The organism is Bradyrhizobium sp. A5, from assembly GCF_042076515.1.
Classification (GTDB): domain Bacteria; phylum Pseudomonadota; class Alphaproteobacteria; order Rhizobiales; family Xanthobacteraceae; genus Bradyrhizobium; species Bradyrhizobium cosmicum.
The window spans coordinates 60,190-82,421 of the sequence record NZ_CP148990.1 but is presented as its reverse complement, the minus strand read 5'-3'; the positions used below and the strand labels follow the sequence as shown (position 1 = coordinate 82,421).

At 64.6% G+C, this 22,232-nt stretch carries 23 protein-coding genes and 1 tRNA gene; 6 read left to right on the top strand and 18 right to left on the bottom strand.

Annotated elements, in window-relative coordinates; translation table 11 throughout:
* Nucleotides 1-25: 25 nt before the first annotated feature.
* The 9 genes from ptsN to WHZ77_RS00385 all read right to left on the bottom strand — a co-directional run bounded on the left by ptsN (nucleotide 26) and on the right by WHZ77_RS00385 (nucleotide 9,885).
* A complete protein-coding gene (ptsN, locus tag WHZ77_RS00425; protein WP_014438750.1) occupies nucleotides 26-487 on the bottom strand; it encodes a PTS IIA-like nitrogen regulatory protein PtsN in 462 nt (153 codons plus the stop codon).
* A gap of 221 nt (nucleotides 488-708) precedes the next feature.
* On the bottom strand, nucleotides 709-1,320 hold the full coding sequence (gene hpf / locus WHZ77_RS00420; RefSeq protein ID WP_375311888.1) for a ribosome hibernation-promoting factor, HPF/YfiA family: 612 nt from the start codon (nucleotides 1,318-1,320) through the stop codon (nucleotides 709-711).
* Between the two features lie 165 nt (nucleotides 1,321-1,485).
* Nucleotides 1,486-3,108: an RNA polymerase factor sigma-54 gene (rpoN, locus tag WHZ77_RS00415; protein ID WP_375311887.1), complete on the bottom strand. Its 1,623-nt coding sequence runs from the start codon at nucleotides 3,106-3,108 to the stop codon at nucleotides 1,486-1,488.
* A gap of 90 nt (nucleotides 3,109-3,198) precedes the next feature.
* Nucleotides 3,199-4,185: an LPS export ABC transporter ATP-binding protein gene (gene lptB / locus WHZ77_RS00410; RefSeq protein ID WP_375311886.1), complete on the bottom strand. Its 987-nt coding sequence runs from the start codon at nucleotides 4,183-4,185 to the stop codon at nucleotides 3,199-3,201.
* Nucleotides 4,186-4,408: 223 nt separating this feature from the next.
* Nucleotides 4,409-5,116 (bottom strand): LptA/OstA family protein, encoded by a 708-nt coding sequence (locus WHZ77_RS00405; RefSeq protein WP_375311885.1) that lies wholly within the window; start codon nucleotides 5,114-5,116, stop codon nucleotides 4,409-4,411.
* Nucleotides 5,117-5,121: 5 nt separating this feature from the next.
* The gene (lptC, locus tag WHZ77_RS00400) at nucleotides 5,122-5,841 is read right to left on the bottom strand and encodes an LPS export ABC transporter periplasmic protein LptC (RefSeq protein WP_375311884.1); all 720 of its coding nucleotides are present in this window, start codon (nucleotides 5,839-5,841) and stop codon (nucleotides 5,122-5,124) included.
* A gap of 142 nt (nucleotides 5,842-5,983) precedes the next feature.
* Nucleotides 5,984-6,598 (bottom strand): ribonuclease D, encoded by a 615-nt coding sequence (locus WHZ77_RS00395; RefSeq protein WP_014438756.1) that lies wholly within the window; start codon nucleotides 6,596-6,598, stop codon nucleotides 5,984-5,986.
* Nucleotides 6,599-6,716: 118 nt separating this feature from the next.
* A complete protein-coding gene (locus WHZ77_RS00390; protein WP_375311883.1) occupies nucleotides 6,717-8,033 on the bottom strand; it encodes a UbiA family prenyltransferase in 1,317 nt (438 codons plus the stop codon).
* 196 nt (nucleotides 8,034-8,229) lie between these two features.
* On the bottom strand, nucleotides 8,230-9,885 hold the full coding sequence (locus WHZ77_RS00385; protein WP_375311882.1) for a hypothetical protein: 1,656 nt from the start codon (nucleotides 9,883-9,885) through the stop codon (nucleotides 8,230-8,232).
* 320 nt (nucleotides 9,886-10,205) lie between these two features.
* Between WHZ77_RS00385 and WHZ77_RS00380 the strand changes: the two genes are divergently transcribed.
* Nucleotides 10,206-11,477 carry an MFS transporter gene (locus WHZ77_RS00380; RefSeq protein WP_375311881.1) on the top strand — a complete coding sequence of 424 codons (1,272 nt, stop codon included), beginning with the start codon at nucleotides 10,206-10,208 and terminating at the stop codon, nucleotides 11,475-11,477.
* Nucleotides 11,478-11,574: 97 nt separating this feature from the next.
* On the opposite strand, the gene WHZ77_RS00375 is transcribed toward WHZ77_RS00380, so the two are convergent.
* From WHZ77_RS00375 to WHZ77_RS00365, 3 genes are all read right to left on the bottom strand, one after another.
* The gene (locus tag WHZ77_RS00375) at nucleotides 11,575-11,868 is read right to left on the bottom strand and encodes a type II toxin-antitoxin system RelE/ParE family toxin (protein WP_375311880.1); all 294 of its coding nucleotides are present in this window, start codon (nucleotides 11,866-11,868) and stop codon (nucleotides 11,575-11,577) included.
* A gap of 6 nt (nucleotides 11,869-11,874) precedes the next feature.
* Entirely contained in the window at nucleotides 11,875-12,078 is a 204-nt protein-coding gene (locus WHZ77_RS00370; protein ID WP_375311879.1) for an addiction module protein, read from the bottom strand.
* A gap of 226 nt (nucleotides 12,079-12,304) precedes the next feature.
* Nucleotides 12,305-12,391 (bottom strand) — tRNA-Leu (locus WHZ77_RS00365).
* Nucleotides 12,392-12,541: 150 nt separating this feature from the next.
* Between WHZ77_RS00365 and WHZ77_RS00360 the strand changes: the two genes are divergently transcribed.
* Complete coding sequence (locus WHZ77_RS00360) at nucleotides 12,542-13,507, top strand: complex I NDUFA9 subunit family protein (protein WP_375311878.1); 966 nt, start codon at nucleotides 12,542-12,544, stop codon at nucleotides 13,505-13,507.
* A 67-nt stretch (nucleotides 13,508-13,574) separates the two neighbouring features.
* Here the strand turns inward: WHZ77_RS00360 and WHZ77_RS00355 are convergent, their stop codons facing one another.
* From WHZ77_RS00355 to WHZ77_RS00345, 3 genes are all read right to left on the bottom strand, one after another.
* Nucleotides 13,575-14,315, bottom strand: a complete 741-nt coding sequence (locus tag WHZ77_RS00355) for an SDR family oxidoreductase (RefSeq protein ID WP_375311877.1) — start codon at nucleotides 14,313-14,315, stop codon at nucleotides 13,575-13,577.
* 3 nt (nucleotides 14,316-14,318) lie between these two features.
* The gene (locus WHZ77_RS00350) at nucleotides 14,319-15,644 is read right to left on the bottom strand and encodes an FAD-binding protein (protein WP_375311876.1); all 1,326 of its coding nucleotides are present in this window, start codon (nucleotides 15,642-15,644) and stop codon (nucleotides 14,319-14,321) included.
* A 108-nt stretch (nucleotides 15,645-15,752) separates the two neighbouring features.
* Nucleotides 15,753-16,559 (bottom strand): undecaprenyl-diphosphate phosphatase, encoded by an 807-nt coding sequence (locus tag WHZ77_RS00345; protein ID WP_375311875.1) that lies wholly within the window; start codon nucleotides 16,557-16,559, stop codon nucleotides 15,753-15,755.
* 169 nt (nucleotides 16,560-16,728) lie between these two features.
* Here WHZ77_RS00345 and WHZ77_RS00340 point away from each other — a divergent pair, with 169 nt between their 5' ends.
* Genes WHZ77_RS00340 through WHZ77_RS00330 form a run of 3 tightly spaced genes read left to right on the top strand, consistent with a single transcriptional unit; the run spans nucleotide 16,729 to nucleotide 19,399 of the window.
* Nucleotides 16,729-17,421 carry a glutathione S-transferase family protein gene (locus WHZ77_RS00340; RefSeq protein WP_375311874.1) on the top strand — a complete coding sequence of 231 codons (693 nt, stop codon included), beginning with the start codon at nucleotides 16,729-16,731 and terminating at the stop codon, nucleotides 17,419-17,421.
* Complete coding sequence (gene queG / locus WHZ77_RS00335) at nucleotides 17,370-18,566, top strand: tRNA epoxyqueuosine(34) reductase QueG (protein ID WP_375311873.1); 1,197 nt, start codon at nucleotides 17,370-17,372, stop codon at nucleotides 18,564-18,566. The genes WHZ77_RS00340 and queG overlap by 52 nt, the downstream gene beginning before the upstream one ends.
* Before the next feature lie 32 nt (nucleotides 18,567-18,598).
* Nucleotides 18,599-19,399 (top strand): acyl-CoA thioesterase domain-containing protein, encoded by an 801-nt coding sequence (locus WHZ77_RS00330; protein WP_375311872.1) that lies wholly within the window; start codon nucleotides 18,599-18,601, stop codon nucleotides 19,397-19,399.
* 123 nt (nucleotides 19,400-19,522) lie between these two features.
* On the opposite strand, the gene WHZ77_RS00325 is transcribed toward WHZ77_RS00330, so the two are convergent.
* Together WHZ77_RS00325 and WHZ77_RS00320 are read right to left on the bottom strand one after the other, a co-directional pair.
* Entirely contained in the window at nucleotides 19,523-19,990 is a 468-nt protein-coding gene (locus WHZ77_RS00325; RefSeq protein WP_375311871.1) for a nuclear transport factor 2 family protein, read from the bottom strand.
* 136 nt (nucleotides 19,991-20,126) lie between these two features.
* Nucleotides 20,127-20,915 carry an alpha/beta hydrolase gene (locus WHZ77_RS00320; RefSeq protein ID WP_375311870.1) on the bottom strand — a complete coding sequence of 263 codons (789 nt, stop codon included), beginning with the start codon at nucleotides 20,913-20,915 and terminating at the stop codon, nucleotides 20,127-20,129.
* A gap of 245 nt (nucleotides 20,916-21,160) precedes the next feature.
* Here WHZ77_RS00320 and infC point away from each other — a divergent pair, with 245 nt between their 5' ends.
* Nucleotides 21,161-21,700 carry a translation initiation factor IF-3 gene (gene infC, locus WHZ77_RS00315; protein ID WP_143846126.1) on the top strand — a complete coding sequence of 180 codons (540 nt, stop codon included), beginning with the start codon at nucleotides 21,161-21,163 and terminating at the stop codon, nucleotides 21,698-21,700.
* A 63-nt stretch (nucleotides 21,701-21,763) separates the two neighbouring features.
* Here infC and WHZ77_RS00310 read toward each other — a convergent pair whose 3' ends face one another.
* Nucleotides 21,764-22,168 (bottom strand): hypothetical protein, encoded by a 405-nt coding sequence (locus WHZ77_RS00310; RefSeq protein ID WP_375311869.1) that lies wholly within the window; start codon nucleotides 22,166-22,168, stop codon nucleotides 21,764-21,766.
* Nucleotides 22,169-22,232: the final 64 nt, after the last annotated feature.

Below are 22,232 nucleotides of genomic sequence, written 5' to 3'. Positions count from 1 at the left end.
ACGCGCTCTCGCAGTCAGCGTGAGATTACGCCGCGGTCGCCGGCGGCAATGCCAGCACCGAATAGATCGCCTGGGCGTCGCGCGAGGCGCGGAGTTTCTTGGCGATGTCCTGGTCGCGCAAGAGGCGGGCGATGCGGGCGAGGGCCTTGAGGTGGTCGGCGCCGGCGCCTTCGGGGGCGAGCAGCAGGAAGACGAGATCGACCGGCTGGCCGTCCATCGCCTCGAAATCGATCGGGCGATCGAGACGCGCGAACAGGCCGAAGATCTTTTCCAGCTTCGGCAGCTTGCCGTGAGGAATGGCGACGCCGTAGCCAACAGCGGTGGTGCCGAGCTTCTCACGCTGCAGCAGCACCTCGAACACCGAGCGCTCGTTCTGTCCGGTCAGCTCGGCAGCCCTGGCCGCCAGCTCCTGGAGCGCCTGCTTCTTGCTGTTGACCTTTAATGCAGGGAGAATCGCCTCGGGCGCGACCAGATCGGTAATCGGCATGGATGGTTTCCGAGGTGAATTAAACCGTCAGGTTCCGAATTGGCCAGCTTGGTCGGAACCGCGCCGGGCCGGCGACGAGAAGGTGAAGCAAGCGGGGGACTTAGCCCCAATCCTGATGTGGGGCGCTTCTACTCCAACGCAATCCCGGTGCCAACTCCCGCGTGCGGCTTTGCCACGGTCATTGTTAAGGCTGCGGATGGTACGGGGCTGGTGTCTGGCCCCTAGCCGCCCGCCTTATCGTCTGCCTTGGCTCCCGGCGGGTCGATCCAGCCCACATTGCCGTCGGCCCGGCGATAGATGATGTTCACCCGGCCACTGGAACCATGCTGGAATACCAGGCAGGGTGCCCCGCTGAGGTCGAGTTCCATGACGGCCTCGCTGACCGACAGCTGCTTCAGCGACGTGGTGGCCTCGGCGATGATGACCGGGCTGTAGCCGGTGACCTCGTCCTCATCCTCACCCTCTGCCGGTGCCTCCAGCACGTAGCTGGTCGCATCCATCCCGGCGAGCGCTTCCGAGGCAACGTGGTTCTTGCGCGCGGAACGGTCCTTGAGCCGGCTCTTGTAGCGGCGCAGCCGCTTCTCGATCATCAGCAGCGCTTGGTCGGCGCTGGCATAGGCGTCTGGCGCGTTCGAATCCGCCTCCAGCGAAATTCCCGAATCGAGGTGCAGCGCACAGTCGGTGCGGAAGCCGAAGCCGTCCTTGCTCAGCGTGATGTGGCCGGAATAATTGCCGTCGAAATATTTGCGCAGGACCTCTTCAGTCCGGTCGGAGACGCGGCCGCGCAGGGCCTCGCCGACGCTGACGCTCTTGCCCGAAATCCGAAGAGTCATGTGATGCCTCGCTTGGCTTGAGGGTCCAGGATGTGACGACGCGTCAGCGCATCCCGGGTCATTCCTTGCGCATGATCTTCCCGGAAAGATTTTTCCGGATCATGCGCGTGCTTGGATCGGTCGCGATAGGGGGGATGAGAGTAGCGCGATTTCGCGCCAGCGCAATCAGGCCAGCTCGGTGTTGCGGGAGCGATCGGACATTGCGGTGGAGATGACGTTACCAAGAGCGCTCTGCTTGTCGCGGCGGCGTTGCACCGAGGAAGGAATGCGCATGGCTTCGCGGTACTTCGCGACCGTGCGGCGGGCAATATCAATGCCCGAAGCGCGCAACCGTTCCACGATGGTATCATCTGACAGGATTGCGGCGGGTTCTTCCGAATCGATCAGCTGCTTGATGTGGTGACGTACGGCTTCGGCGGAATGCGCCTCACCGCCGTCGGCCGAGGCGATCGACGCCGTGAAGAAATATTTCAGCTCGAACGTGCCGCGATTCGTCGCCATGTATTTGTTGGCGGTGACGCGCGACACCGTGGATTCGTGCATCTGGATCGCGTCGGCGACGGCCTTCAGATTCAGCGGCCGCAGGTGCGCCACGCCGTGCGTGAAGAAGCCGTCCTGCTGGCGTACGATCTCGGTTGCAACTTTCAGAATGGTGCGGGCGCGCTGGTCGAGTGCGCGCACCAGCCAGGTCGCGTTCTGCAGCGCGTCGGTGAAATAGGACTTGTCGCCGTCCTTGCCGACCTTCTTCGACAGTTGCGAATAATAGGTCTGGTTGACCAGCACGCGCGGCAAGGTGTCGCTGTTCAGCTCGACATGCCAGCCGCCGTCGGGACCCGGGCGGACATAGACGTCGGGCACCATGGTCTGCAGTCGTGCCGTGCCGAACTTCATGCCGGGCTTGGGATTGAGCCGGCGGATCTCGCCGATCATGTCGGCGATGTCCTCGTCGTCGACGCCGCAGATCTTGCGCAGGCCCGCGATGTCGCGCTTGGCAAGGAGATCGAGATGCTCGACGAGGGCCTGCATCGCGGGATCGTAACGGTCGAGCTCGCGGAGCTGGATCGCCAGACATTCACTCAAATTGCGCGCGCAGACACCGGGCGGATCGAATTTCTGCAGTACCGCGAGGACATCGTCGACGGCCTGCTGCGATGCACCAAGGCGCTCCGCGGCCTGGCCGAGATCGGGCGGCAGGTAGCCGGCCTCGTCGACGAGGTCGATCAGGTACTGGCCGATCATCCGCTGCGCCGGCCCGGCAAAGGCCACCGCGAGCTGCTCGGCGAGATGGTCGCCGAGCGTTGTCTCGGCTGCGACAAAAGCTTCCAGATTGTAGTCTTCGTCACCGGAGGCACCGCCGCCCCATTCCGTATAGGTGGTCGGGGCCACGTCCTGGGCGTTGCGCGCGGCGGCCTCGGCCGGCTCCTCGGAGAAGACGTTGTCCAGGCCCGTGTCCAGGGTCTGCTCGATCTCGGCGCGGGTGCCGAGATCCTTGCTCATCCATTCTTCCTGGCCCGGCTCGAACGCCTCGCCCGGACCGCCGCCCGGCTCGTCGCTGCCACCGCCGCCGAAATCGTCGCTATCGCCGTACTGGCCGGCCTCGGCCGGCGCTTCACCCGCGGGGGGCTCGTCGTTGGCCCGTTCCAGCAGCGGGTTCCGCTCAAGTTCCTCTTCCACGAAGGTCGTGAGATCGAGATTGGACAATTGCAGCAGCTTGATCGCCTGCATCAGCTGCGGCGTCATGACCAGCGACTGCGATTGTCGGAACTCTAATCTCTGCGTGAGCGCCATGAAGCAAGAACCGATCCCAAAAGTTGGTCCGATTTTTGCTTATCCTAGTCTGAGCCCGATGTACACGCCTTGACGAAACGCAAAAAAGGGCTAGAGGCGGAATTCCTCGCCAAGGTAAAGGCGGCGAACGTCCGGATCAGCGACGATCTCATCCGGGCTGCCCTCGGTCAAGATTTCCCCGGCATAGACGATATAGGCACGATCGGTGAGGCCGAGCGTCTCGCGCACATTGTGGTCGGTGATCAGCACGCCGATGCCGCGATTGGTGAGGTGGCGGACGAGATCCTGAATGTCGCCGACGGCGATCGGATCGATGCCGGCGAAGGGCTCATCGAGCAGCATGTAGTTCGGACGTGTCGCCAGCGCGCGCGCGATCTCGACGCGGCGGCGCTCACCGCCTGACAGTGCGATCGACGGCGATTTCCGCAGGCGCGTGATGTTGAACTCGTCGAGCAGCGAATCGAGCTGCTGCTCGCGCTTCTTGCGCGAGGGCTCGACCACTTCGAGCACGGCGCGGATGTTCTGCTCGACCGTGAGGCCACGGAAGATCGAGGCTTCCTGCGGCAGATAGCCGATGCCGAGCCGGGCGCGCTGATACATCGGCAGCCTGGTGACGTCGTGGCCGTCGAGCTCGATCGCACCGCGATCGGGCTTGATCAGGCCGGTGATCATGTAGAACACCGTGGTCTTGCCGGCGCCGTTCGGGCCGAGCAGACCGACCGCTTCGCCGCGGCGCACATAAATGCTGACGCCGCGCACCACTTGGCGGCTGCCGAAACTCTTTTCCACGCTATGCACAGCCAGGAAGCCCGGCCGCTTCAGCAGCTGCGGCCCGCCGGCGCCGTTGGGCCGGCCAGCGGCCCTGACGGGATGAGGCGCCTGGGCCCGCGGCGGCTCCGCCTGGAACTGGTCGGGCGCATGCATCGGCTGGTCGCGGGCGATCGGCGGCGCGTCCCTGACAGGGCTGGCCACGAGACCGCCGACGCCGTCACCGAGCGCGGTGATGTCCTGACGCGCAAATCCTGGCCGGCCGCGTTTGGCGGGGCGCCGACGGAACATGCTGAAGAGATCGACCATCCCCGCCTTCTAGCTTTGCGCGGTGCTCGCGCGACCTGCCGCGCCGGCTTCAGGATGCGCCGACGCAGCTTGAGTGAACGGATGTCTCATGCCCAGTGAAACACGCCCGAAAAGCGGCAAAGCCCGCTTCGAAAGCCCTGTGCGGTAAATACAGTCTCGCCGGGCAAGCTTCAACCTCGGATCGGGAGCAACCGCCCCAAGCCATTGAATTCGCTTTCCGAATTTACTTTTGTTTGGCTGCGCCGGGCAATTGCAGAGGCGGGGCTGCGGCGGGTTTGCCCGGACCACCCGACCCGCAATCACTGCCGCCACCCTGCGGCAGCAGCGCCTGCACCCTGCCGCTGTCGGATTCCACCCGCGACACGCCGGTCGTCATGTCGACCATCAGCCGGTCGCCGCGCAGCACGTTCTTGCACTGCGTCAGGACCACGCCGCCGAGCATGGTGATGAGATTGGTCTTGGTGTCGAACACGGCGGTCTCGCCCGTCACCACCTGGTCCTTCTGGGTGACCACGACATTGCCGCGGGCCTCCAGCCGCTTGATCGAGGAGCTGCCGCCCGGGCCCGGCGTCGCCGATTGCATCGGAGCCGTCTTCGCGCCCTTTGCCGGGGTGGGCGCGGGCTGCGGCGCGGCGGGCTTGTCCCCGCCCGATTCGTAGAACACCACCAGCGTCTTCGAGGTCATGGTGGTGTCGCCCTGGATGACCTTCACGTTGCCGGAGAAGGTCGCCTCCTTCTTCTTGTCGCGCATCTCGAGCGAGGCGGCCTCGATCTGGATCGGCTGATCACGATTCTGCGAAAAGCCCTGCATCGCGTTGGGCACGCCCTGCATGGAGCCTTGCGCGCGCGCAGCGCCCGTTGCGAGCAGCACGAGACTGACGATGAGCGCGACATGGCCGATACCAGCGCCGCGCGGAAAAGACTTCATCATGAAAATCATCTTGAATTGGCAGACTTGTTCTGTGGCGTGCGCGTCTTCGCCGACGGTGCGGGCTCGACGGGCGCTGCGGCGGGTTCATCCAGCTTGTCCAGATGCATCACCACGTTGCCCTCGAAGCGGATGACGTCGCCGCCTTCCGTAATGCGCAGCCGGTCGGCAGTCAGCGTGCCGTTGGTCAGCTTGACGTCGACATGTTCATCCGACGAAACCGTGCCCTTGCCCATGTCCACGAAGGCCGAGTTCAGCCGCGCCTCGTAGCCGGACGATGTGCGCAGGAAGATGTCCTTGTGCAGGTCGAGCTGCTGCTGCTTGTTGTCGAAGCGGCCGGTGCGAGCATCGAGGAACAAGGTCGACTGGTCTTCCATCAGCACCTTCGCGCGCAGGTCCGCGAGATCGACATGGTCGGGGTCGGTGATGTCCTGTGTCGCGGTCTTGGCCCAGAGCTCGTAGGGCCGCTGATCGGGTGTGAAGCCGGACATGTGCGGCGATTCCATCGTGATCTTGGTGCCTGTCACCACGAGGTTTCCGGCATCGAGCTTCACGGGGATCTGGAAGGGATTGAGGAAGGTCGAGACGGCAACGATCGCGGCCATGGACGCAGCCACCGTCACCGGCACCGCAACGCGCAGAATCCGCACCAGGCGGCTGTGGCGCGCCGCGCTGGCGAACTTCGCCGCAAGCGCGGCGTCGTAGGTTGGAAACTGGGCCGAATTCACCGCTGCTCCAGGGTGTCGCTCGCCTTTGTGAGGCGATGGTGCCTCATTGTACCCGCGACCTGCGCAATATGCAGCCGCGACAGGCCGTTACGAAAGTGACCGAAACGGGGCGGCTGGCCCACCCTAGCCGCCGGATGAGGGCTCAGGAATGCGCAAAAATGTCCTCTTCCTCCCAGCCCTGCAGGTCGAGCAGGCAGCGGGTCGGCAGGAAATCGAAACAGGCCTTGGCCAGCGCGGTGCGGCCTTCCCGGACCAGCATGGCATCGAGCCGCTCGCGCAGGGCGTGCAGATGCAGCACGTCGGAGGCGGCGTAGGCGAGCTGCGGCTCGGTCAGGCTGTCGGAACCCCAGTCGCTGGATTGCTGCTGCTTGGAGAGGTCGACGTTGAGGACCTCGCGCACGAGGTCCTTGAGGCCATGGCGGTCGGTATAGGTGCGGACGAGGCGCGAGGCGATCTTGGTGCAGTAGATCGGTCCGGTCATGACGCCGAAGGTCTGGTACAGCACCGCAACGTCGAACCGCGCAAAGTGGAAGATCTTGGTGATCGCTGGATTGGCCAGCAGCGCCTTCAGGTTCGGCGCGTCGGTGTGGCCCTGGGGGATCTGCACCACGTCAGCGCTGCCGTCGCCGGGAGAGAGCTGCACCACGCAGAGCCGGTCGCGGTGCGGGTTCAGCCCCATGGTCTCGGTGTCGATCGCCACCGCGCCGGTGTATCGGGACAGGTCGGGCAAATCGCCGCGATGCAGGCGTACGGTCATGGCGTGTCAAAACCTCGGGTGGAATTGGTCTGTCGGCATCATAGGCTAACCGGATTGCCCGCGATGTAGCCACTGGCGGCGGCCCACGCAAGCGCCGGCTGTTCTCCGCCGGGCGCGGTCAGATCGCCGCCAGCATGATGCAGATCATCGCGGCGACCGTGATCCGGCTGGCGCCGTCGCGGAAGGTGTACAGGATCGGGTCGTCGGGCATCTCGCGGCGATGCGCCATCATCAGGGCGCGGCCGAACCAGTAGAGCAGCAGCGGGTTGAGCAGCCACAGCATCCAGGGCCGGCTATAGAGCGGCGTCACCGCCGACGACGAGACATAGAGCGAGAACACCGTCACCGCATTCATTGCGCTCGCCGCCGCCATCGCGCCGATGATGTGCAAATCGGTGATCCTGTAGTCGCGGTTGGAGGGATCGGCGAGGCCCACGCTCTCGCGCATGCTGAGCTCGCTGAAGCGCTTGATCAGGGCGAGCGAGGTGAACACGAACAGCGAGAAGATCAGCAGCCATTCCGACAGCACGACGCCGACGCCGACCGCGCCGGCAATGATGCGCAGCGTATAGAGGCCGGCCAGCGTGACGACGTCGACCAGCATCTTGCGCTTGAGCACGAGCGAATAGGCGATGGTGGTGGCGAGATAGGCGCCGAGCACGCCAAGGAACAGCGGCGAGATGCAGAGGCCGGCCGCGACCGCGAACAGCCACAGCGCGGGGATCGCCCAGAGCGCCGACGAGATCGGCAAATCGCCGGCCGCGAGCGCGCGATGGCGCTTGGTCGGATGCTGCCTGTCGGCGGCGAGATCCAGGAGATCGTTCATCAGATAGGCGCCGGACGCACAGGCCGAGAACGCCAGGAACGCCAGCAGCGCGTAGCCGAGCGTCGCGAGATTCAGCTGATGCGCGGTGATGACAGGCACGAACACCAGCGTGTTCTTGGCGTATTGATAGACCCGCAGCGCCTTGGCCCAGGTCTTGAGGTTCGCAACGCTGCCGCCGCCGCTCTGGATGCGATCGATGGAGCCGCGATCGAACGGCAGATTGTCGCCTGCAGCGAGATCGGCCGGCGCGACGACGCCGTCGAAGCCGAGATGCGCGGCGATGCCCGTCGCATGCCGGGCAAAGCGGCCGGCGACGAGGTAGATCTTCTCGCCACGCGCCCGCGCCGCGAGCGCCTGGTTCAGCACAGTCGGGTCATACGGCAGATGCGCGTAGTCGATCTCGGCCTGCGCCAGCACATCGCCGAACGCCGCCATGCCCCGCGCACGCAGGCCCGAAAAGGAGCGGCCGACATCGGCGAAGAGCGCCTCATAGGCGAGTTCGGAACGCAGCAATCCGCCTTCGAGATCGACGACCAGCGTCCGGGCGGCCGCCGCATTTGCCGACGGCGTGGACGCGCCAGAATCGTACTGCCGGGCAGGTTGCTCCATCCGAAAACGCTCTGACTTGCCGCAAACTGACCGGCTCCAAGGCCGGGGAGCAGGGAAATGGACGGCCGCGAGCCTAATGGGCATTCGCTAAGGGCGGCTTAACCGGGGGGTGGGGAGCAGCGCAGGCCCGGGGTGGAAAACCATCGCAGGGCCGGCGAAAATGCCGACGGAGGGGGGCGCCTGGCCGCGCCCGCCTTCACCAGCCGACGCGCATTCCGACGCGGCCACCCAATCCGCCGCCGTTGGTGCCATAGGTCAGGCCGCCGCTGGCCTGCACGTTCTCACTGACGCGGAGCGCCGCGCTCATGGAGAGCGCATTGGTGTTCTGAAACGTGCCCCAGTTCATGCTCATCGCGATCTTTTCGGACGGCATCAGCCACGGCGAGCCGGACATCGCAAAGGCCATCGCGACACCGTTGATCGCCTTGCCGGTCCGGCCGTCGAGGTCGTTGAGGCGGGCATTGATGCCGGCGAGCTGGCTGTTGATGCCCGCGACATCCGCAGGGCTCGCGAACCCGAGCGCGCCGAGCGAGGTGGCCGCGAGATTGCCGGCCGCGTCCGTGGTGACGAGCTGCACCGGTCCGGACTGCGCGGCCGTGCTCGCGGCCGAGGCGACGCCGGACATCGTGTAGGTATTGGCCGCGGTTCCGTACACCTGCTGGTTCGCGCGCGTCGCGGTCGCGCCATTGCCGATCGCGGCGGAGTTCGCGAAGGTCGCGGAGGCGCCATTGCCGAAGGCCGAGGAATTCGCGCCGGTGGCGTTGGAGCCGTTGCCCACTGCGGTGTTCGCGACACCGTTTCCGCTCGCGTTGGCGCCGTTGCCGACCGCAATGTTGAAGCTGCCGGTGCCGCTGGCATTAGATAGCGTACCGTTCGCAATATTCCTCGAATTGGCGCCACTGGCATTGGATACATAGCCGGTCGCCGCGTTGGAGCTGTTGGCGCCCAATGCGACGGCGGCGTTGCCGGTGGCGACGTTATAGCTTCCGGATCCGCTCGCGTTGGTGTTCAAGCCGTACGCGATGTTCGAGCTGGAGTCGCCGGTCGCGTTTGAGTTGCCGCCGGACGCGATGTTGGCGCTGCCGTTGCCGTAGGCGTTGGCGTTGTTCCCCGTCGCGGTGTTGGCGCTGGCGTCGCCGTAGGCCTTGGCGCTAAACCCGTTCGCAAGATTTCTGCTGTTGTTACCGGAGGCGTTGGAACTGCGCCCTGTCGCAACGTTCCTGCTGCCGTCTCCATTGGCCAGGGCGTTCAACCCGGACGCAAGATTGCCGCTGTAGTTGCCGCTGGCGTTGGCTCCGGCGCCGGCCGCGATATTGTTGCTGTTGTCACCGCTGGCTTGCGCGTTGTTTCCGGACGCCATGTTCTTGCTGCCTTCACCGCTGGCGACGGCTCCCGTCCCGGTCGCGCCATTGGAACTGTTATTGCCGCTGGCGTTGGCATTGTTTCCCGTCGCAATATTGGAGCTGCTATCGCCGCTGGCGTTGGCGGGGCCGACGGCGGTATTGCTGCTGGCATTTCCGCTAGCGTTGGAGCCGCTCCCGATCGCGGAGTTGTTGCTGCCCGTGCCGCCAGCGGAAGCGGAGGGCCCGCAGGCGAAATTGCTCCCTGATCCGGCGGCCGTAGCGCCTTGATCGGACGCGGCACCATCCACGCACAGGAACTGAGCCTGGGCTTTCGGCGCAGCTGAGCAAGCTACGATGACAGCAACCAGCGCCGTTGCGAGGGAAGCGGTGACTCGCGCTCGCAATGAAATCGTCATGTTCATCCTCCCAACCCGTCTTCCAAGCTTGCGACCGGCAAGAAGGCGCAGGAAGAATGAAGACCCCAGTCGCTTCCAGCCCCGACCCGCCACGACGTCAACGTAATTGACGCTCCCGCGACACTCAAAGCATGCGAGCTGCTGTTTGGGGAAGTCTCAGGGCTTACCAAGGCCCGCGCGGCACTCGGTCCTCCCATGTTCATGGGGGGCGGTCGGCTGCCCCGGCTTCTCAGTCCGCGCACTCTTTCCGGGGAGAAACCGGGCGGTCGGGGACCGCCCGTCTGTTGCACGGATCCCACAACCCGGCGCGAGCTTCATGTTCCCGAGGGGTTTATGCCTGCGCCCGGTGGAAAGCGTCGCGTTCGACCCCCATCTGCCAGTTTCTCCCCCCCGATCGCCATGAATCGAGACCCATGACCGAACAGACGCTTTCTGCGCCGATCGACGATCAACCGGACCGCCAGCGCGGTTTTTCACGCTACCAGGTGCTCCTCGTCGCGCTGCTCGCGTTCGCACAGTTCACCATCATTCTCGATTTCATCATCATGTCGCCGCTCGGCGCCATCCTGATGCCCTCGCTCGACATCACCGCCGGGCAATTCGGCGTCGCGGTGTCGGCCTATGCGTTCAGCGCCGGGCTATCGGGCATCCTGGCCGCCGGCTTTGCCGATCGCTTCGATCGCAAGCGCCTGCTGCTGTTCTTCTATGTCGGCTTCACGCTCGGAACCATGCTCTGCGCCGCCGCGCAGACTTACCACGTGCTGCTGCTCGGCAGGATCGTGACCGGATTGTTCGGCGGCGTGATCGGCTCGGTCGTGCTCGCGATCGTCACCGATTTGTTTCCGTTGCATCTGCGCGGCCGCGTGATGGGCTTCGTGCAGACCGCGTTTGCCGCGAGCCAGGTGCTCGGCATTCCGGCCGGGCTGTTTCTCGCCAATCACTGGAACTGGCATGCCTGCTTCATTGCGATCGTCGGCCTGTCGATCGTCACGATCGCAATCATCGCCTTCGCGATGGAGCCGGTCGACGCGCATCTGAAGCTGAAGCAGGACAAGAACCCGTTCCACCATCTGATCGCGACGGTCGGACAGCCCCGCTACACGCTGGCCTTCGCCGTGACGACCTTGCTGGCGACGGGCGGCTACATGCTGATGCCCTTCTCCAGCGCCTTCACCGTGCACAATCTCGGCATCGACATCCTGCATCTGCCGACGATCTATCTCGTCTCCGGCCTGTTCAGCATCGTCACCGGGCCGCTGGTCGGCAAGGCGAGCGACACGTTCGGCAAATACCCGACCTTCGTGTTCGGCAGCGTGGTGTCTGTCATCATGGTGCTGATCTACACCCATCTCGGCCACGTCTCGCTCGCGACCGCGATCCTCGTCAACGTGCTGATGTTCGTCGGCATCTTCTCGCGCATGATCCCGTCGCAGGCCCTGATGTCGGCGATCCCCGACCCCAGCCAGCGCGGCTCGTTCAGCGCGGTCAGCGCGTCGCTGCAGCAGCTCTCCGGCGGGCTCGGCTCGGTGCTCGCCGGAGCGATCATCGCGCAGGCGCCGGACGGGTCGCTGATCCATTTCGACCGGATCGGCTACGTCGTCGTCGCATCGGCGATCGTCTCGCTGGTCGCGATGTATTTCGTGCAGAAGGCCGTGGCGGAGCGGGCGGGGAAGCGGGTGCTGTGAGGGGCGGGCCGATAAGGCCATTCGAGTGCCTCTACGGTGGCAGTGCGGGGATAGCCCGGAAGCCCCGCCTGATCGACGCATGCTCGACCACAATGAGCTACGGACGGCGCTGCCAAATCAGGGGATCGCGACTTGTGTGAAAAACCGCGACGATGTAGACGGCGTCGTCCATCTCACGAAACACCAGAATATAGGGGAAGCGGCGTAGCAACGCACGGCGTGTGTTTTTGAGGACCGGCGTAAACTGCTTGGGATTCTCCGAGATTCGGGCCAGCGCTGCGCGCAAGGCGTCACGAAATTGCGGCACGACATGCGGGGCGTGGGCGTCGTACCAACGCACGGCATCGACGAGGTCGGCCCGAGCCGCCTGCGTAAAAAGAATCTTGGCCACCTAGCGCTACCGGCGGTCAAGCTCGGCGTCGATCTCTTCCCAAGGGATTGCTTCGCGGCTGTCCACGTCAAAGGTCGCAAGCCGACGCTCGAGTTCGGCCTCGTGCGCCGGGGTTAACCGGACGTCGACAGCGGAGAGACTGTCCCAGAGCTCACCGATGAGGTCGAGCCGTTCCTTGGGCGTCAAGCGAGTGATATCAAGCGTTGCCATGATCCCGAACCCCTTGGCCTTTGGCTCACGAAATCATAATCTTCACGAACTCGTCGAGACAAATATCGTGATGGCTGCGACAGGCTGATAAGGAGCGGGATCCGGCGATTCTGGGCCCATTTCGTCCCATTGCTGCGGACCAGATTGCTGCCCAGTCTGCGACAGGCGCAGGCAAGTGCCCACCAAAGCTCGGATTTGGCCTCAAGGGCGATCCAAGGAAAAAAGATGGTGCCCAGGAAAGGACTCGAACCTTCACGGCCGTTAAGCCACTGGCACCTGAAGCCAGCGCGTCTACCAATTCCACCACCTGGGCATGCCGTTTGGGGCACGGAGGCGGTTACTAAGGTTCGGTGACGCGGTTGTCAAATCATGAGTAGGGATGCGGATTGCGCATCGCAAACCGGCCCGATACAAGCCTGATAACACGCGCTCTTCCCCAGGAATGGACCCAGGATCAGATCCCATGGCATCGAATTCGGAAACTCTCGTCACGGTTTTCGGCGGATCGGGGTTTTTGGGCCGGAATGTCGTCCGCGCGCTGTGCCGGCGGGATTACCGGGTCCGTGTTGCAGTGCGGCGGCCGGAATTGGCCGGATATCTCCAGCCCTCGGGCAAGGTCGGGCAGGTCCACGTCGTGCAGGCCAATTTGCGCTATCCGGCCTCGGTCGAGGCGGCGCTGCGTGATTCGGATGTCGTGATCAATCTGGTGGGCATCCTCGCCGAGGGTGGCGCGCAGACCTTCGACGCCGTCCAGGCCAAGGGCGCCGAAACCGTCGCCAAGGCGGCCGCGGCCGTTGGCGCCCGGATGGTGCATGTCTCGGCGATCGGCGCCGATGCGGAATCGCCCTCGGCCTACGCGCGCGCCAAGGCGGCCGGCGAGCAGGCGGTGATGGCGGCAGTGCCGTCGGCCACGATCTTCCGTCCCTCGGTCGTATTCGGCCCCGAGGACCAGTTCACCAACCGCTTCGCCGCGCTGGCCCGGATGTCGCCGGTGATGCCGCTGATCGGCGGCGACACCAGGATGCAGCCGGTCTATGTCGGCGACGTCGCCACCGCGATCGCGGATGCCGTCGACGGCAAGGCCAAGGCGGGCGCCACCTACGAGCTCGGTGGACCGGAAGTGCTGACCATGCGCGAGATCATCGAGGCCATCCTCGAGATCGCCGATCGCAAGCCGATGCTGGTGCCGCTGCCGTTCGGCCTCGCCCGTTTCCAGGCCAATTTCCTGCAATTCGCGCCGGGCATGCTGAAGCTGACGCCGGACCAGGTCACGCTGCTTGCGCGTGACAATGTCGTGTCGGATGCGGCGAAGGCCGCCGGCCTGACGCTGGAAGGACTCGGCATCACGGCCGATTCGCTCGAAGCGGTCGCCCCGCAATATCTCTGGCGCTTCCGCCCGCAGGGCCAGTTCCAGCGCAAGAGCGCGTAACTCGTCTACGCCGTCGTGGCCGGGCTTGTGCCGGGCATGACGAGACTGTGGTGAGAGCCGCAAGACGTCAAAACTTCAGCTTCTTGAACACCGCTTCCGGCAGCGTCTTGATGATCAGCATCACGAGGCGCCATTTGCCACTGACGTAGACGACGTCGGTCTTGTTCTCGACGGCGCTGAGGATCGCGTCGCCCACGACAGGCGCATCCACGGTGAGCGGGCCGATCAGCTTCATGCCCTCGGTCATCCTGGTGCGGACGAAGCCCGGCTTCACCGTGACGACGTGAACGCCGCCGCGGCTCGCGCGCGCGCGCAGTCCTGAGAGAAACGCGGAGAAGCCTGCTTTCGCCGAGCCATAGACATAGTTCGAGGCGCGGCCGCGATCGCCGGCAACCGACGACACGCCGACGATCGTGCCTGTACCGCGCGCCAGGAATTTTTCGGTGAACAGGCCCAGGATCAGCGACGGGCCTTCGTAGTTCGAACGCATGATGGTGGTGGCGTGGGCCAGATCGCTCTCGGCGTTCTCCTGCACACCCAGCAAGCCGACGATCGAGATGACGACGTCAGGCAACGCCGGAAGCCCGTTCACGAACCCCTCGAACGAGGCGGTGTCGAGCACATCGAACTTGTAGAGACCAACAACGACATCGTAACGCGCGCGCAGGTCCGCGGCGTCGGGCTCCAGCGCGGCGACATCGCGGCCGGCGAGGGCGACATCGTATCCGGCCTTGGCAAAGGCGCGCGCGGCGGCGCGGCCGATATCGGAGGAACCACCGAGCACAATTGCGGTCTTGCGTGATGTCACGGCTTAAACCTCATCGAACAGGCGTTGTGAAAGTTTCGAGCGAATGTTTCCGGCGGGATCGAGCGATCTGCGAATCGCGTTGAAGCGTTGCAGGGCCGGATAGCCGGCCTCGAACGTCGCGCGCGACTGGCGCGCGTCCTTGGCGAGATAGAGCCTTCCGCCGGCGGCGACGACGAGGCGGTCGATCTCGTCGAGGAAATTCATGATGTCGCCCTTCGCCGGAAAATCCAGCGCCAGCGTGTAGCCGGGCAGCGGAAACGACAGGACGCCGTCGCCCTGGCCGAGCTTCTTGAGCACCGCGAGGAAGGAGGCATCGCCGCGCTGTGCGACGCGGCCCAGGATCTCGCCAAGCACGGCGCGCGCACCAGCTTGCGGAATCACGCATTGATGCTGAAGGAAACCGCGACGTCCATAGATGCGATTCCAGTCGGCGATAGCGTCGAGCGGGAAGAAATAGGGGTAGAGCGAGACCACATGGCTGCCGCCGGCGCGCCGCGTACCCATGCGGTAGTAGAGTTCGTTGAAGGCGCGGATGCTATAGCGGTTCAGCGTGATCGACGGCAGGTCGACGGGCACGGCGAGCGCGGGATTCTTGCCGGCGGGAAATGCAGCGGCGCCTTCGGCAAGCTCACCCGTCCCCGCGTGCTCGCCGAGATAGACCAGCGAGCGTCCGAGATCGCGCCCTTTCGCGGCGCAATCGATCCAAGCCACCGAATAGGTCGCAGCATCGCCGGCGTCGAGCGCGCGCATGGCGGCGTCGAGATCGGATGCGGAGATGACCCGCTCGCGGATCCAGCCGGTCTCGACGGTGCGCAGCCGCATCGTCGCTTCGAGAATGATTCCGGTGAGGCCCATGCCGCCGACGGTCGCGAAGAAAGCCTCGGAATTCTGTTCGCGCGAGGCCTCGATGGTCTCGCCGTGCCCGGTGCGCAGCAGGATGCTGTCGACGTAGCGGCCGAAGCCGCCCTCGCAATGATGGTTCTTGCCGTGGACGTCAGCGGCAATCGCGCCGCCGACGGACACAAAGCGCGTTCCGGGAACGACAAAGGGCAGAAAGCCGCGCGGACCAAACGTGTCGATCAAATCCGACAGCAGCACGCCGGCCTCGAGGCGAATACGCCCGGTCGCGGGATCGAACCACCTGATCCGATCGAAGCCGGTCATCGCGACGGTTCTGACGGCGCCGATCGCGGCATCGCCATAGGCGCGGCCGTTGCCCCTCGCCACCGAGCCGGTCACCACGGCTTCGCCCACGGCCTCGAACGACCGCGGCCGCAGGAGTTCACTATCGACGACCGGGAAACGTCCCCAGCCGCTGACGAGGGTCATGGTTCAGCTCCTGTGCAGGGCGCGCGCCTTGCGTTGGAAACTGCCTACCGGTCAAAAGCTTATATTGTGTTGAAGGCTTGGTAGAAAAGCGTAGCCCGGCCCTGAAGCTTAACGTCCAAGCGCCAGCGCGATCAGGCCGAGGGTGCCGACGATGACGCGCCACCAGGCGAACACCACGAAGCCGTGGCGGGTGACGTAGGACAGGAACGTCTTCACCACGATGATTGCGGTGATGAACGACACAACGAAGCCGATCGCGACGACGCCCATGTGGTCCATCGTCATCTCGGAGCGGTTCTTGTAGAAGTCGTAGGCGAACGCGCCGATCATGGTTGGAATGGCGAGGAAGAACGAGAACTCCGCCGCCGCGCGCTTGTCGGCCCCCAGGAACATCGCTGCGACGATGCTGGCGCCGGAGCGCGAAACGCCCGGGATCATCGCGACGCACTGCGCAATGCCGATATAGAGATACATCAGCAGCGGAAAGCGGGTGGCGTCATGCTCGCGCGCCTTGAGATCGAGCCGGTCGACCCACAACAGGATGGCGCCGCCGACGATCAGCGAGAAACACACGACCCACGGATTGAACAGCAGGCTCTTGATGTACTTGCCGGCGACGAGGCCGACGATGACCGCGGGCAGGAATGCGACCAGCACGCCGATCACGAAGCGGCGCGCATCGGCATCGCCGGTGAACATGCCGATCGCGACGTCCCACAATTTCTTAAAGTACAGCACGACGATCGCAAGGATCGCGCCGAGCTGGATCAGAACCGTAAACGAATCCCAGAACGCGCCTTCGCCGAGGTGGAAGAAACGCTCCGCAAGCAGCAGGTGGCCGGTCGAGGAAACGGGAAGGAACTCGGTCACCCCCTCGATGATGCCGAGGATCACTGCCCGTATTGCGTCTGACATATTTACGGTCCATTTCCGCTGGAAAAGCGGGGTTCTTCTCGCCTATTCCCCCCAATGCTGCAATCGCAAAATGCGGCATCCCGCCCTTGCTTCGCGGTTTTGAAGGACTAGTGTGGCGCCGCACAAACATTGATGGATTCTTAAGCACCATCACATAGTCAAAGGCTTCATGTTTACGCTGTATCATCATCCGTTCTGTCCGCATTCGCGCTTCATCCGCCTGATCGCGGGGGAATACGGACTCGAGTTGCGCCTCGTCGAGGAACGCAGCTGGGAACGGCGCGAGGCCTTCCTGCTGCTCAATGCAGCGGGGACGACACCGGTCCTGGTGGACGAGGAGCAGCCGCCGATCCCGGGCGCGGCCATCATCGCCGAATATGTCGACGAGGCCTATGGTCACGAGGTGGGGCCCAAGCGCCTGATGCCAGACAGCGTCGCCGAGCGCGTCGAGGTGCGCCGGCTGATGGCCTGGTTCAACGAAAAATTCTTCGAGGAAGTGTCTCATCCACTCGTCACCGAGCGCATCTACAAGCGCTTCATGAGCGAGGACAGCGGCGGCGGCGCGCCCTCGGCCGACGTGATGCGCGCGGCCAAGGCAAATGTGCGCTATCATCTGGCCTATATCGGCTGGTTGGCGCAGACGCGTAATTTCCTCGCCGGCGACCGGCTGACTTACGCGGATCTCGCCGCCGCGGCGCATCTCTCGGCGATCGACTATCTGGGCGACGTGCCATGGAGCGAGGACGACGCGGCAAAGGCGTGGTACGCGCGGGTGAAATCCCGCCCGTCGTTCCGTCCGCTGCTGAGCGAATGGCTTGCGGGCGTGCCGGCGTCGCGGACCTACGTGGACCTGGATTTCTGAACTCCGATCCGGCTGAACTGAAGACGGCGCTTGCGCACGAGGCGCGCGCGCTCGGCTTCGACTGCATCGGCATCACGGTGCCGGGGACGATCGAGAACGCGGGACAGCATTTTCTCGATTTCATCGCCTCGGGCGGCCATGGCGACATGGACTGGCTAGCCGCGCAGCCGGAGCGCCGCGTCGATCCGCGCGGGCTGTGGGCCGACGTGCGCAGCGTCATCATGCTCGGCGTGAATTACGGTCCCGACTCCGATCCGCTCGCAATCCTGAAGGAACGCACGCGCGCGGCGATCTCGGTCTATGCGCAAGGCGACGACTATCACGACCTCATCAAGAAGCGCCTGAAGGCGCTGGCGCGCTGGCTGGTCGCGACCGCGTCTTGTGAGCTGGAGCCCTGCGAGGTGAAGGTGTTCGTCGACACCGCGGCGGTGATGGAGAAGCCGCTGGCGCAGACCGCCGGTCTCGGCTGGCAGGGCAAGCACACCAATCTGGTCTCGCGCGAATTCGGCTCGTGGCTGTTTCTCGGTGCGATCTACACCACGCTGGAGCTGCCACGCGACGATGCCGAGATCGATCATTGCGGCTCGTGCCAGGCCTGCCTCGAGATCTGCCCGACGTCGGCGTTTACGGCGCCTTACAAGCTCGACGCGCGGCGCTGCATCTCGTATCTCACCATCGAGAACAAGGGACCGATCCCGCGCGAGTTTCGCAGAGCCATCGGCAACCGCATCTATGGCTGCGACGATTGTCTTGCGGCGTGTCCGTGGAACAAGTTCGCGCAGCAGGGACGCGAGGCAAAGCTCGCCGCGCGCGATGAATTGCGGGCGCCCGGTCTTGCCGAACTCGCGCGGCTCGACGATTCCGCATTTCGCGCGCTGTTCACGAAGTCGCCGGTCAAGCGCATCGGCCGCGATCGCTTTTTGCGCAACGTGCTGATCGCGATCGGCAACTCCGGAGAGGTGGCGCTGGCGGAGGAGGCGCGACGATTGCTCGATGATGCGAGCCCGCTGGTGCGCGGGGCCGCGGTGTGGGCACTGGGGCAGCTGATGTCGCCATGTGACTTCGTTCAGTCCAGGGCGAATGCTATCGCAAGCGAGCCAGACGAGAGCGTTCGTGAGGAGTGGCGGGCCGTTTCCCACTCTTGATTTCCCCGCACGATCCTTCAAGGTCGCGCGTCATGACAAACATGCCTTTCTTCACCCGCGACGGCGATACATTCCACCCGACGGAAGTCGCAAACGGCCCGTGGGATCCGAACTCGCTGCACGGACGCGTCATCATCGGCCTGCTCGGCTTTGCCATCGAGGAGCGCCATTCCGGGCCTGAATTCGTGCCGGCGCGGCTCACCGTCGACATGTTTCGGCTGCCGACCATCGACAAGCCGATTCAAGTGACGACGCGGCTGGTCCGCGACGGACTACGAATCCGCGTGGTTGAGGCGGAGTTCGTCTCGGGCGGCGTCAGCATGGCGCGCGCGTCCTGCCAGCTGCTGCGCCGAACGCAGAATCCCGACGGCAATGTCTGGTCGCCGCCGAACTGGGACGTACCAAAACCGGCCGACATTCCGAAGCCGACCGATCCGAGGCTTGGCATGAACGGCAAATGGACGACGCGGCCGATCATCGGCCATATGGGCTCGCTCGGTCCGCGGCGGCTGTGGATGAGCGAGGTGCGCGAGCTGGTGGCGGGCGTGCCGATGACGCCGTTCGTGCATGTCGCCGTCGGCGCCGATTTCGCCAGCCCGTTTGCGAATGCCGGCGACAAGGGGCTCGGCTACATCAACAGCGACGTCACGATCTATCTGCACCGGCTGCCGGTGACGAACTGGATCGGCTTCGACGTGGTCAACCACCAGGCCACCGACGGCGTGGCGATCGGCGAATGCTGGCTCTATGACGAGCAGGGTCCGATCGGCACCGCCACGGTCGCAGCGCTGGCGCAGCGCAAGCCGATGGCGAAGCCAACGCCGCCGCCGTAGATTGCTGCCGTCATTCCGGGGCGTGCGAAGCACGAGCCCGGAATCCATTCTGCCTCTGGCTCTGACTCGCGATGGATTCCGGGCTCGCGCCAAGTGGCGCGCCCCGGAATGACGAGGAGAGACCTACACCAGATGCCGCTTCATCTCCGACCGTGCCTTCAGCTCCGCGCCCTGCTTGCCGACGATCTTGGCGATTCTTTCAGGCGCGAACTTCAAATCGACGAACGCCGGCGCGGTGTTGGCGACCTCGTGATAGCCAACGATCTTGCCGTCCTTCAGCGTCATGATCGCGACGCCCTCGAACATCGCCCGCGCCCCGTTCGCTTCCGGCAAGGTTGATTTGTAGCTGAAGGTGTAGCGCGCATAGAGCGTGGCGCCGTCCGACACCGGATCATGCATGTCCCAGCGAAAATCGGTCGCCGTGCGATAGAACCAGTCATCGACCATCGCCGCGATCTTTGTCCGGCCTTCGAAGGCACCGTAGAAGACGTCGTGATAGACACCGTCTTCGGTGAACAGCTCAGCAAACGCTTTGCCGTTACGCTGTTCAACCGCATCGCAGAAGGCGCGCAGCATGGCGGTGGTGGTCATCGGCGTTTCTCCCAATCTCTTCGTCATGCCCGCGAAGGCGGGCATCCAGTACGCCGCGGCCTCTCGGTCAAACAACGGCCGTCTCTGGAATACTGGATTGCCCGCCTTCGCGTGCAATGACAGTGAGCACGACACTTCACCCGATCTCGGCCACCGCGGCAAGAATGCGCGCGATGTCCTGCGGGCGCGACAGGCGGTGATCGCCGTCCTGGATCATGGTCAGCACGACATCGTCGGCGGGCAGACGATGGGTCAGCGCGAAGGCGTGCTGCCAGGGCACATCAGGGTCCTGCGCGCCCTGCAGGATGCGGACGGGACAACCGAGATCGATCGCGCTGCCGAGCACGAGATGGTTGCGCCCCTCCTCGATCAGGTTTCGCGTGATCGGATAGGGCGAGCCGTCGCCATAGTCCGACGGCCGCAGCCAGAAACCCTTGGTCTCGATCTCCTTCTTCACCTCGGGCGAGAAATTCTTCCACATCAGCTCTTCCGTGAAGTCGGGCGCGGGCGCGATCAGCACGAGCCCAGCCAGCGATGCTTTGCTGGTCCGCTTCCTGATCTCGCGGGCGAGCAGCAGCGCCATCCAGCCGCCCATGGAGGAGCCGATCAGGATTTGCGGGCCGTCGCAGAATCGCTCGACCACCGCGACGCTGTCCTCAAGCCAGCGTCCGATGGTTCCGTCAGCGAAATCACCGCTGGATTCGCCGTGGCCGGAATAGTCAAACCGGACCACGGCGCGGCCATGGTCTTTGGCCCAGCCGTCCAGTGCCACGGCCTTGCCGCCCAGCATGTCCGACTTGAATCCGCCCAGCCAGACCAGCCCGGGGCCCATTCCGGGACGGCTGCGCACCGCGATCCTGCGCGCGGACGGGCCCTCGCCCAAATCGATGAAGTCGAGCACGGCGTCGGAAATGGCATCGGTCATGGAACGTTTACTCCGGCTGTGCAGTTTGAGCTGTCCGGGCGTGTTCCGCGGCGCGGCCCGGGATTGGCCCTTTGGGACGCTTGCGGAACAGAAGCAAGGTGTCTATGTCCGTCAGCGTGCCGATGGGCGTGACCGAAATGCCTCGCATTTGAGGCTATTTCGCCTCCCGCCCGAGCGAATTGCTTGCCGGCAAACCTATCTTCCTGCACAGTAGCCGCCTCTTTCACAACTTTGGAGAACCACCCATTCGCCGTCCCAATAAAGCCCCGCCCGTTGCCAGCAAAGACGGGCCGCGCATCAATGATGATATTCGCAATGCGCAGATCCAGCTGATCGATCAGACCGGTGACAACAAAGGCACGGTCGAGACAGTCATGGCCATCCGTATGGCCCAGGAAGCCGGCATGGATCTGGTCGAGATCTCGCCGAACGTCAGCCCTCCCGTCTGCAAGATCATGGACTACGGGAAGTATAAGTATTCCGCCCAGAAAAAAGCCGCCGAAGCCCGCAAGCGGCAGAAGATCGTCGAAATCAAGGAGATCAAGCTCCGCCCGATGATCGACGACCACGATTACGAAGTTAAGATGCGCGCGATGCAGCGCTTCTTCGAAGAGGGCGACAAGGTCAAGATCACGCTGCGCTATCGCGGCCGCGAAATGGCGCACCAGGAGATCGGCACCAAGCTGCTCGACAAGATCAAGACCGACGTTGCCGAGCTCGCGAAGGTCGAGCAGGACGCGCGGTTCGAAGGCCGCCAGGTCGTCATGGTGCTGGCGCCGCGCTGACGCAGGCGCTTTAAGGCAGAGAATTCAACGGCCCGTCCGGCTCTCCGGCGGGCCGTTTTGTTGTCAGGTCCGCGTCGCCTGCCAGGTGCCGCTGCAGCGGTCGCCGGAAATGATGCCGTTCCAGGAGCCGGCGCCGGCCACACCGGCGAGCCGGCCGCCGCCGCTGGCGTGGGACGCCCCGACCGAGACCTGAACCGCGACGGCGCCGCCGCGTCGGACCGTGCCGGAAACCCGGCCGCCACCGGCAGACGATACCCGGCTGCCGGTCACCGTGAACGGGACGCTGTAGCCGGAGCTGCAATTGCCCCGAGTGGTGGCGAAAGTGACATTCCAGATGCCGTCATAGCCGCCGACACGGGCATCGGCAGTCGAGGGCAGCAACGCGGCCGCAACCACGGCAAGCAGCGCCAGGCGGCGCGGGCGGGCAAGAGCGACGAAAGACGAAATCAACTGCGGGAAATGAGCCATTTTGGTCCTGCTTCAAGCGACGCGACTTGGACAATGATGGTAACAATTCCGAATAGTCGGTCGC

Coding starts and splice junctions, on each gene's coding strand:
- ptsN (WP_014438750.1), bottom strand. CDS start 487: ATGCCGATTACCGATCTGGTCGCGCCCGAGGCGATTCTCCCTGCATTA.
- hpf (WP_375311888.1), bottom strand. CDS start 1,320: ATGACTCTTCGGATTTCGGGCAAGAGCGTCAGCGTCGGCGAGGCCCTG.
- rpoN (WP_375311887.1), bottom strand. CDS start 3,108: ATGGCGCTCACGCAGAGATTAGAGTTCCGACAATCGCAGTCGCTGGTC.
- lptB (WP_375311886.1), bottom strand. CDS start 4,185: ATGGTCGATCTCTTCAGCATGTTCCGTCGGCGCCCCGCCAAACGCGGC.
- WHZ77_RS00405 (WP_375311885.1), bottom strand. CDS start 5,116: ATGATGAAGTCTTTTCCGCGCGGCGCTGGTATCGGCCATGTCGCGCTC.
- WHZ77_RS00395 (WP_014438756.1), bottom strand. CDS start 6,598: ATGACCGTACGCCTGCATCGCGGCGATTTGCCCGACCTGTCCCGATAC.
- WHZ77_RS00390 (WP_375311883.1), bottom strand. CDS start 8,033: ATGGAGCAACCTGCCCGGCAGTACGATTCTGGCGCGTCCACGCCGTCG.
- WHZ77_RS00380 (WP_375311881.1), top strand. CDS start 10,206: ATGACCGAACAGACGCTTTCTGCGCCGATCGACGATCAACCGGACCGC.
- WHZ77_RS00370 (WP_375311879.1), bottom strand. CDS start 12,078: ATGGCAACGCTTGATATCACTCGCTTGACGCCCAAGGAACGGCTCGAC.
- WHZ77_RS00360 (WP_375311878.1), top strand. CDS start 12,542: ATGGCATCGAATTCGGAAACTCTCGTCACGGTTTTCGGCGGATCGGGG.
- WHZ77_RS00350 (WP_375311876.1), bottom strand. CDS start 15,644: ATGACCCTCGTCAGCGGCTGGGGACGTTTCCCGGTCGTCGATAGTGAA.
- WHZ77_RS00345 (WP_375311875.1), bottom strand. CDS start 16,559: ATGTCAGACGCAATACGGGCAGTGATCCTCGGCATCATCGAGGGGGTG.
- WHZ77_RS00340 (WP_375311874.1), top strand. CDS start 16,729: ATGTTTACGCTGTATCATCATCCGTTCTGTCCGCATTCGCGCTTCATC.
- queG (WP_375311873.1), top strand. CDS start 17,370: ATGGCTTGCGGGCGTGCCGGCGTCGCGGACCTACGTGGACCTGGATTT.
- WHZ77_RS00330 (WP_375311872.1), top strand. CDS start 18,599: ATGACAAACATGCCTTTCTTCACCCGCGACGGCGATACATTCCACCCG.
- WHZ77_RS00325 (WP_375311871.1), bottom strand. CDS start 19,990: ATGACCACCACCGCCATGCTGCGCGCCTTCTGCGATGCGGTTGAACAG.
- WHZ77_RS00320 (WP_375311870.1), bottom strand. CDS start 20,915: ATGACCGATGCCATTTCCGACGCCGTGCTCGACTTCATCGATTTGGGC.
- WHZ77_RS00310 (WP_375311869.1), bottom strand. CDS start 22,168: ATGGCTCATTTCCCGCAGTTGATTTCGTCTTTCGTCGCTCTTGCCCGC.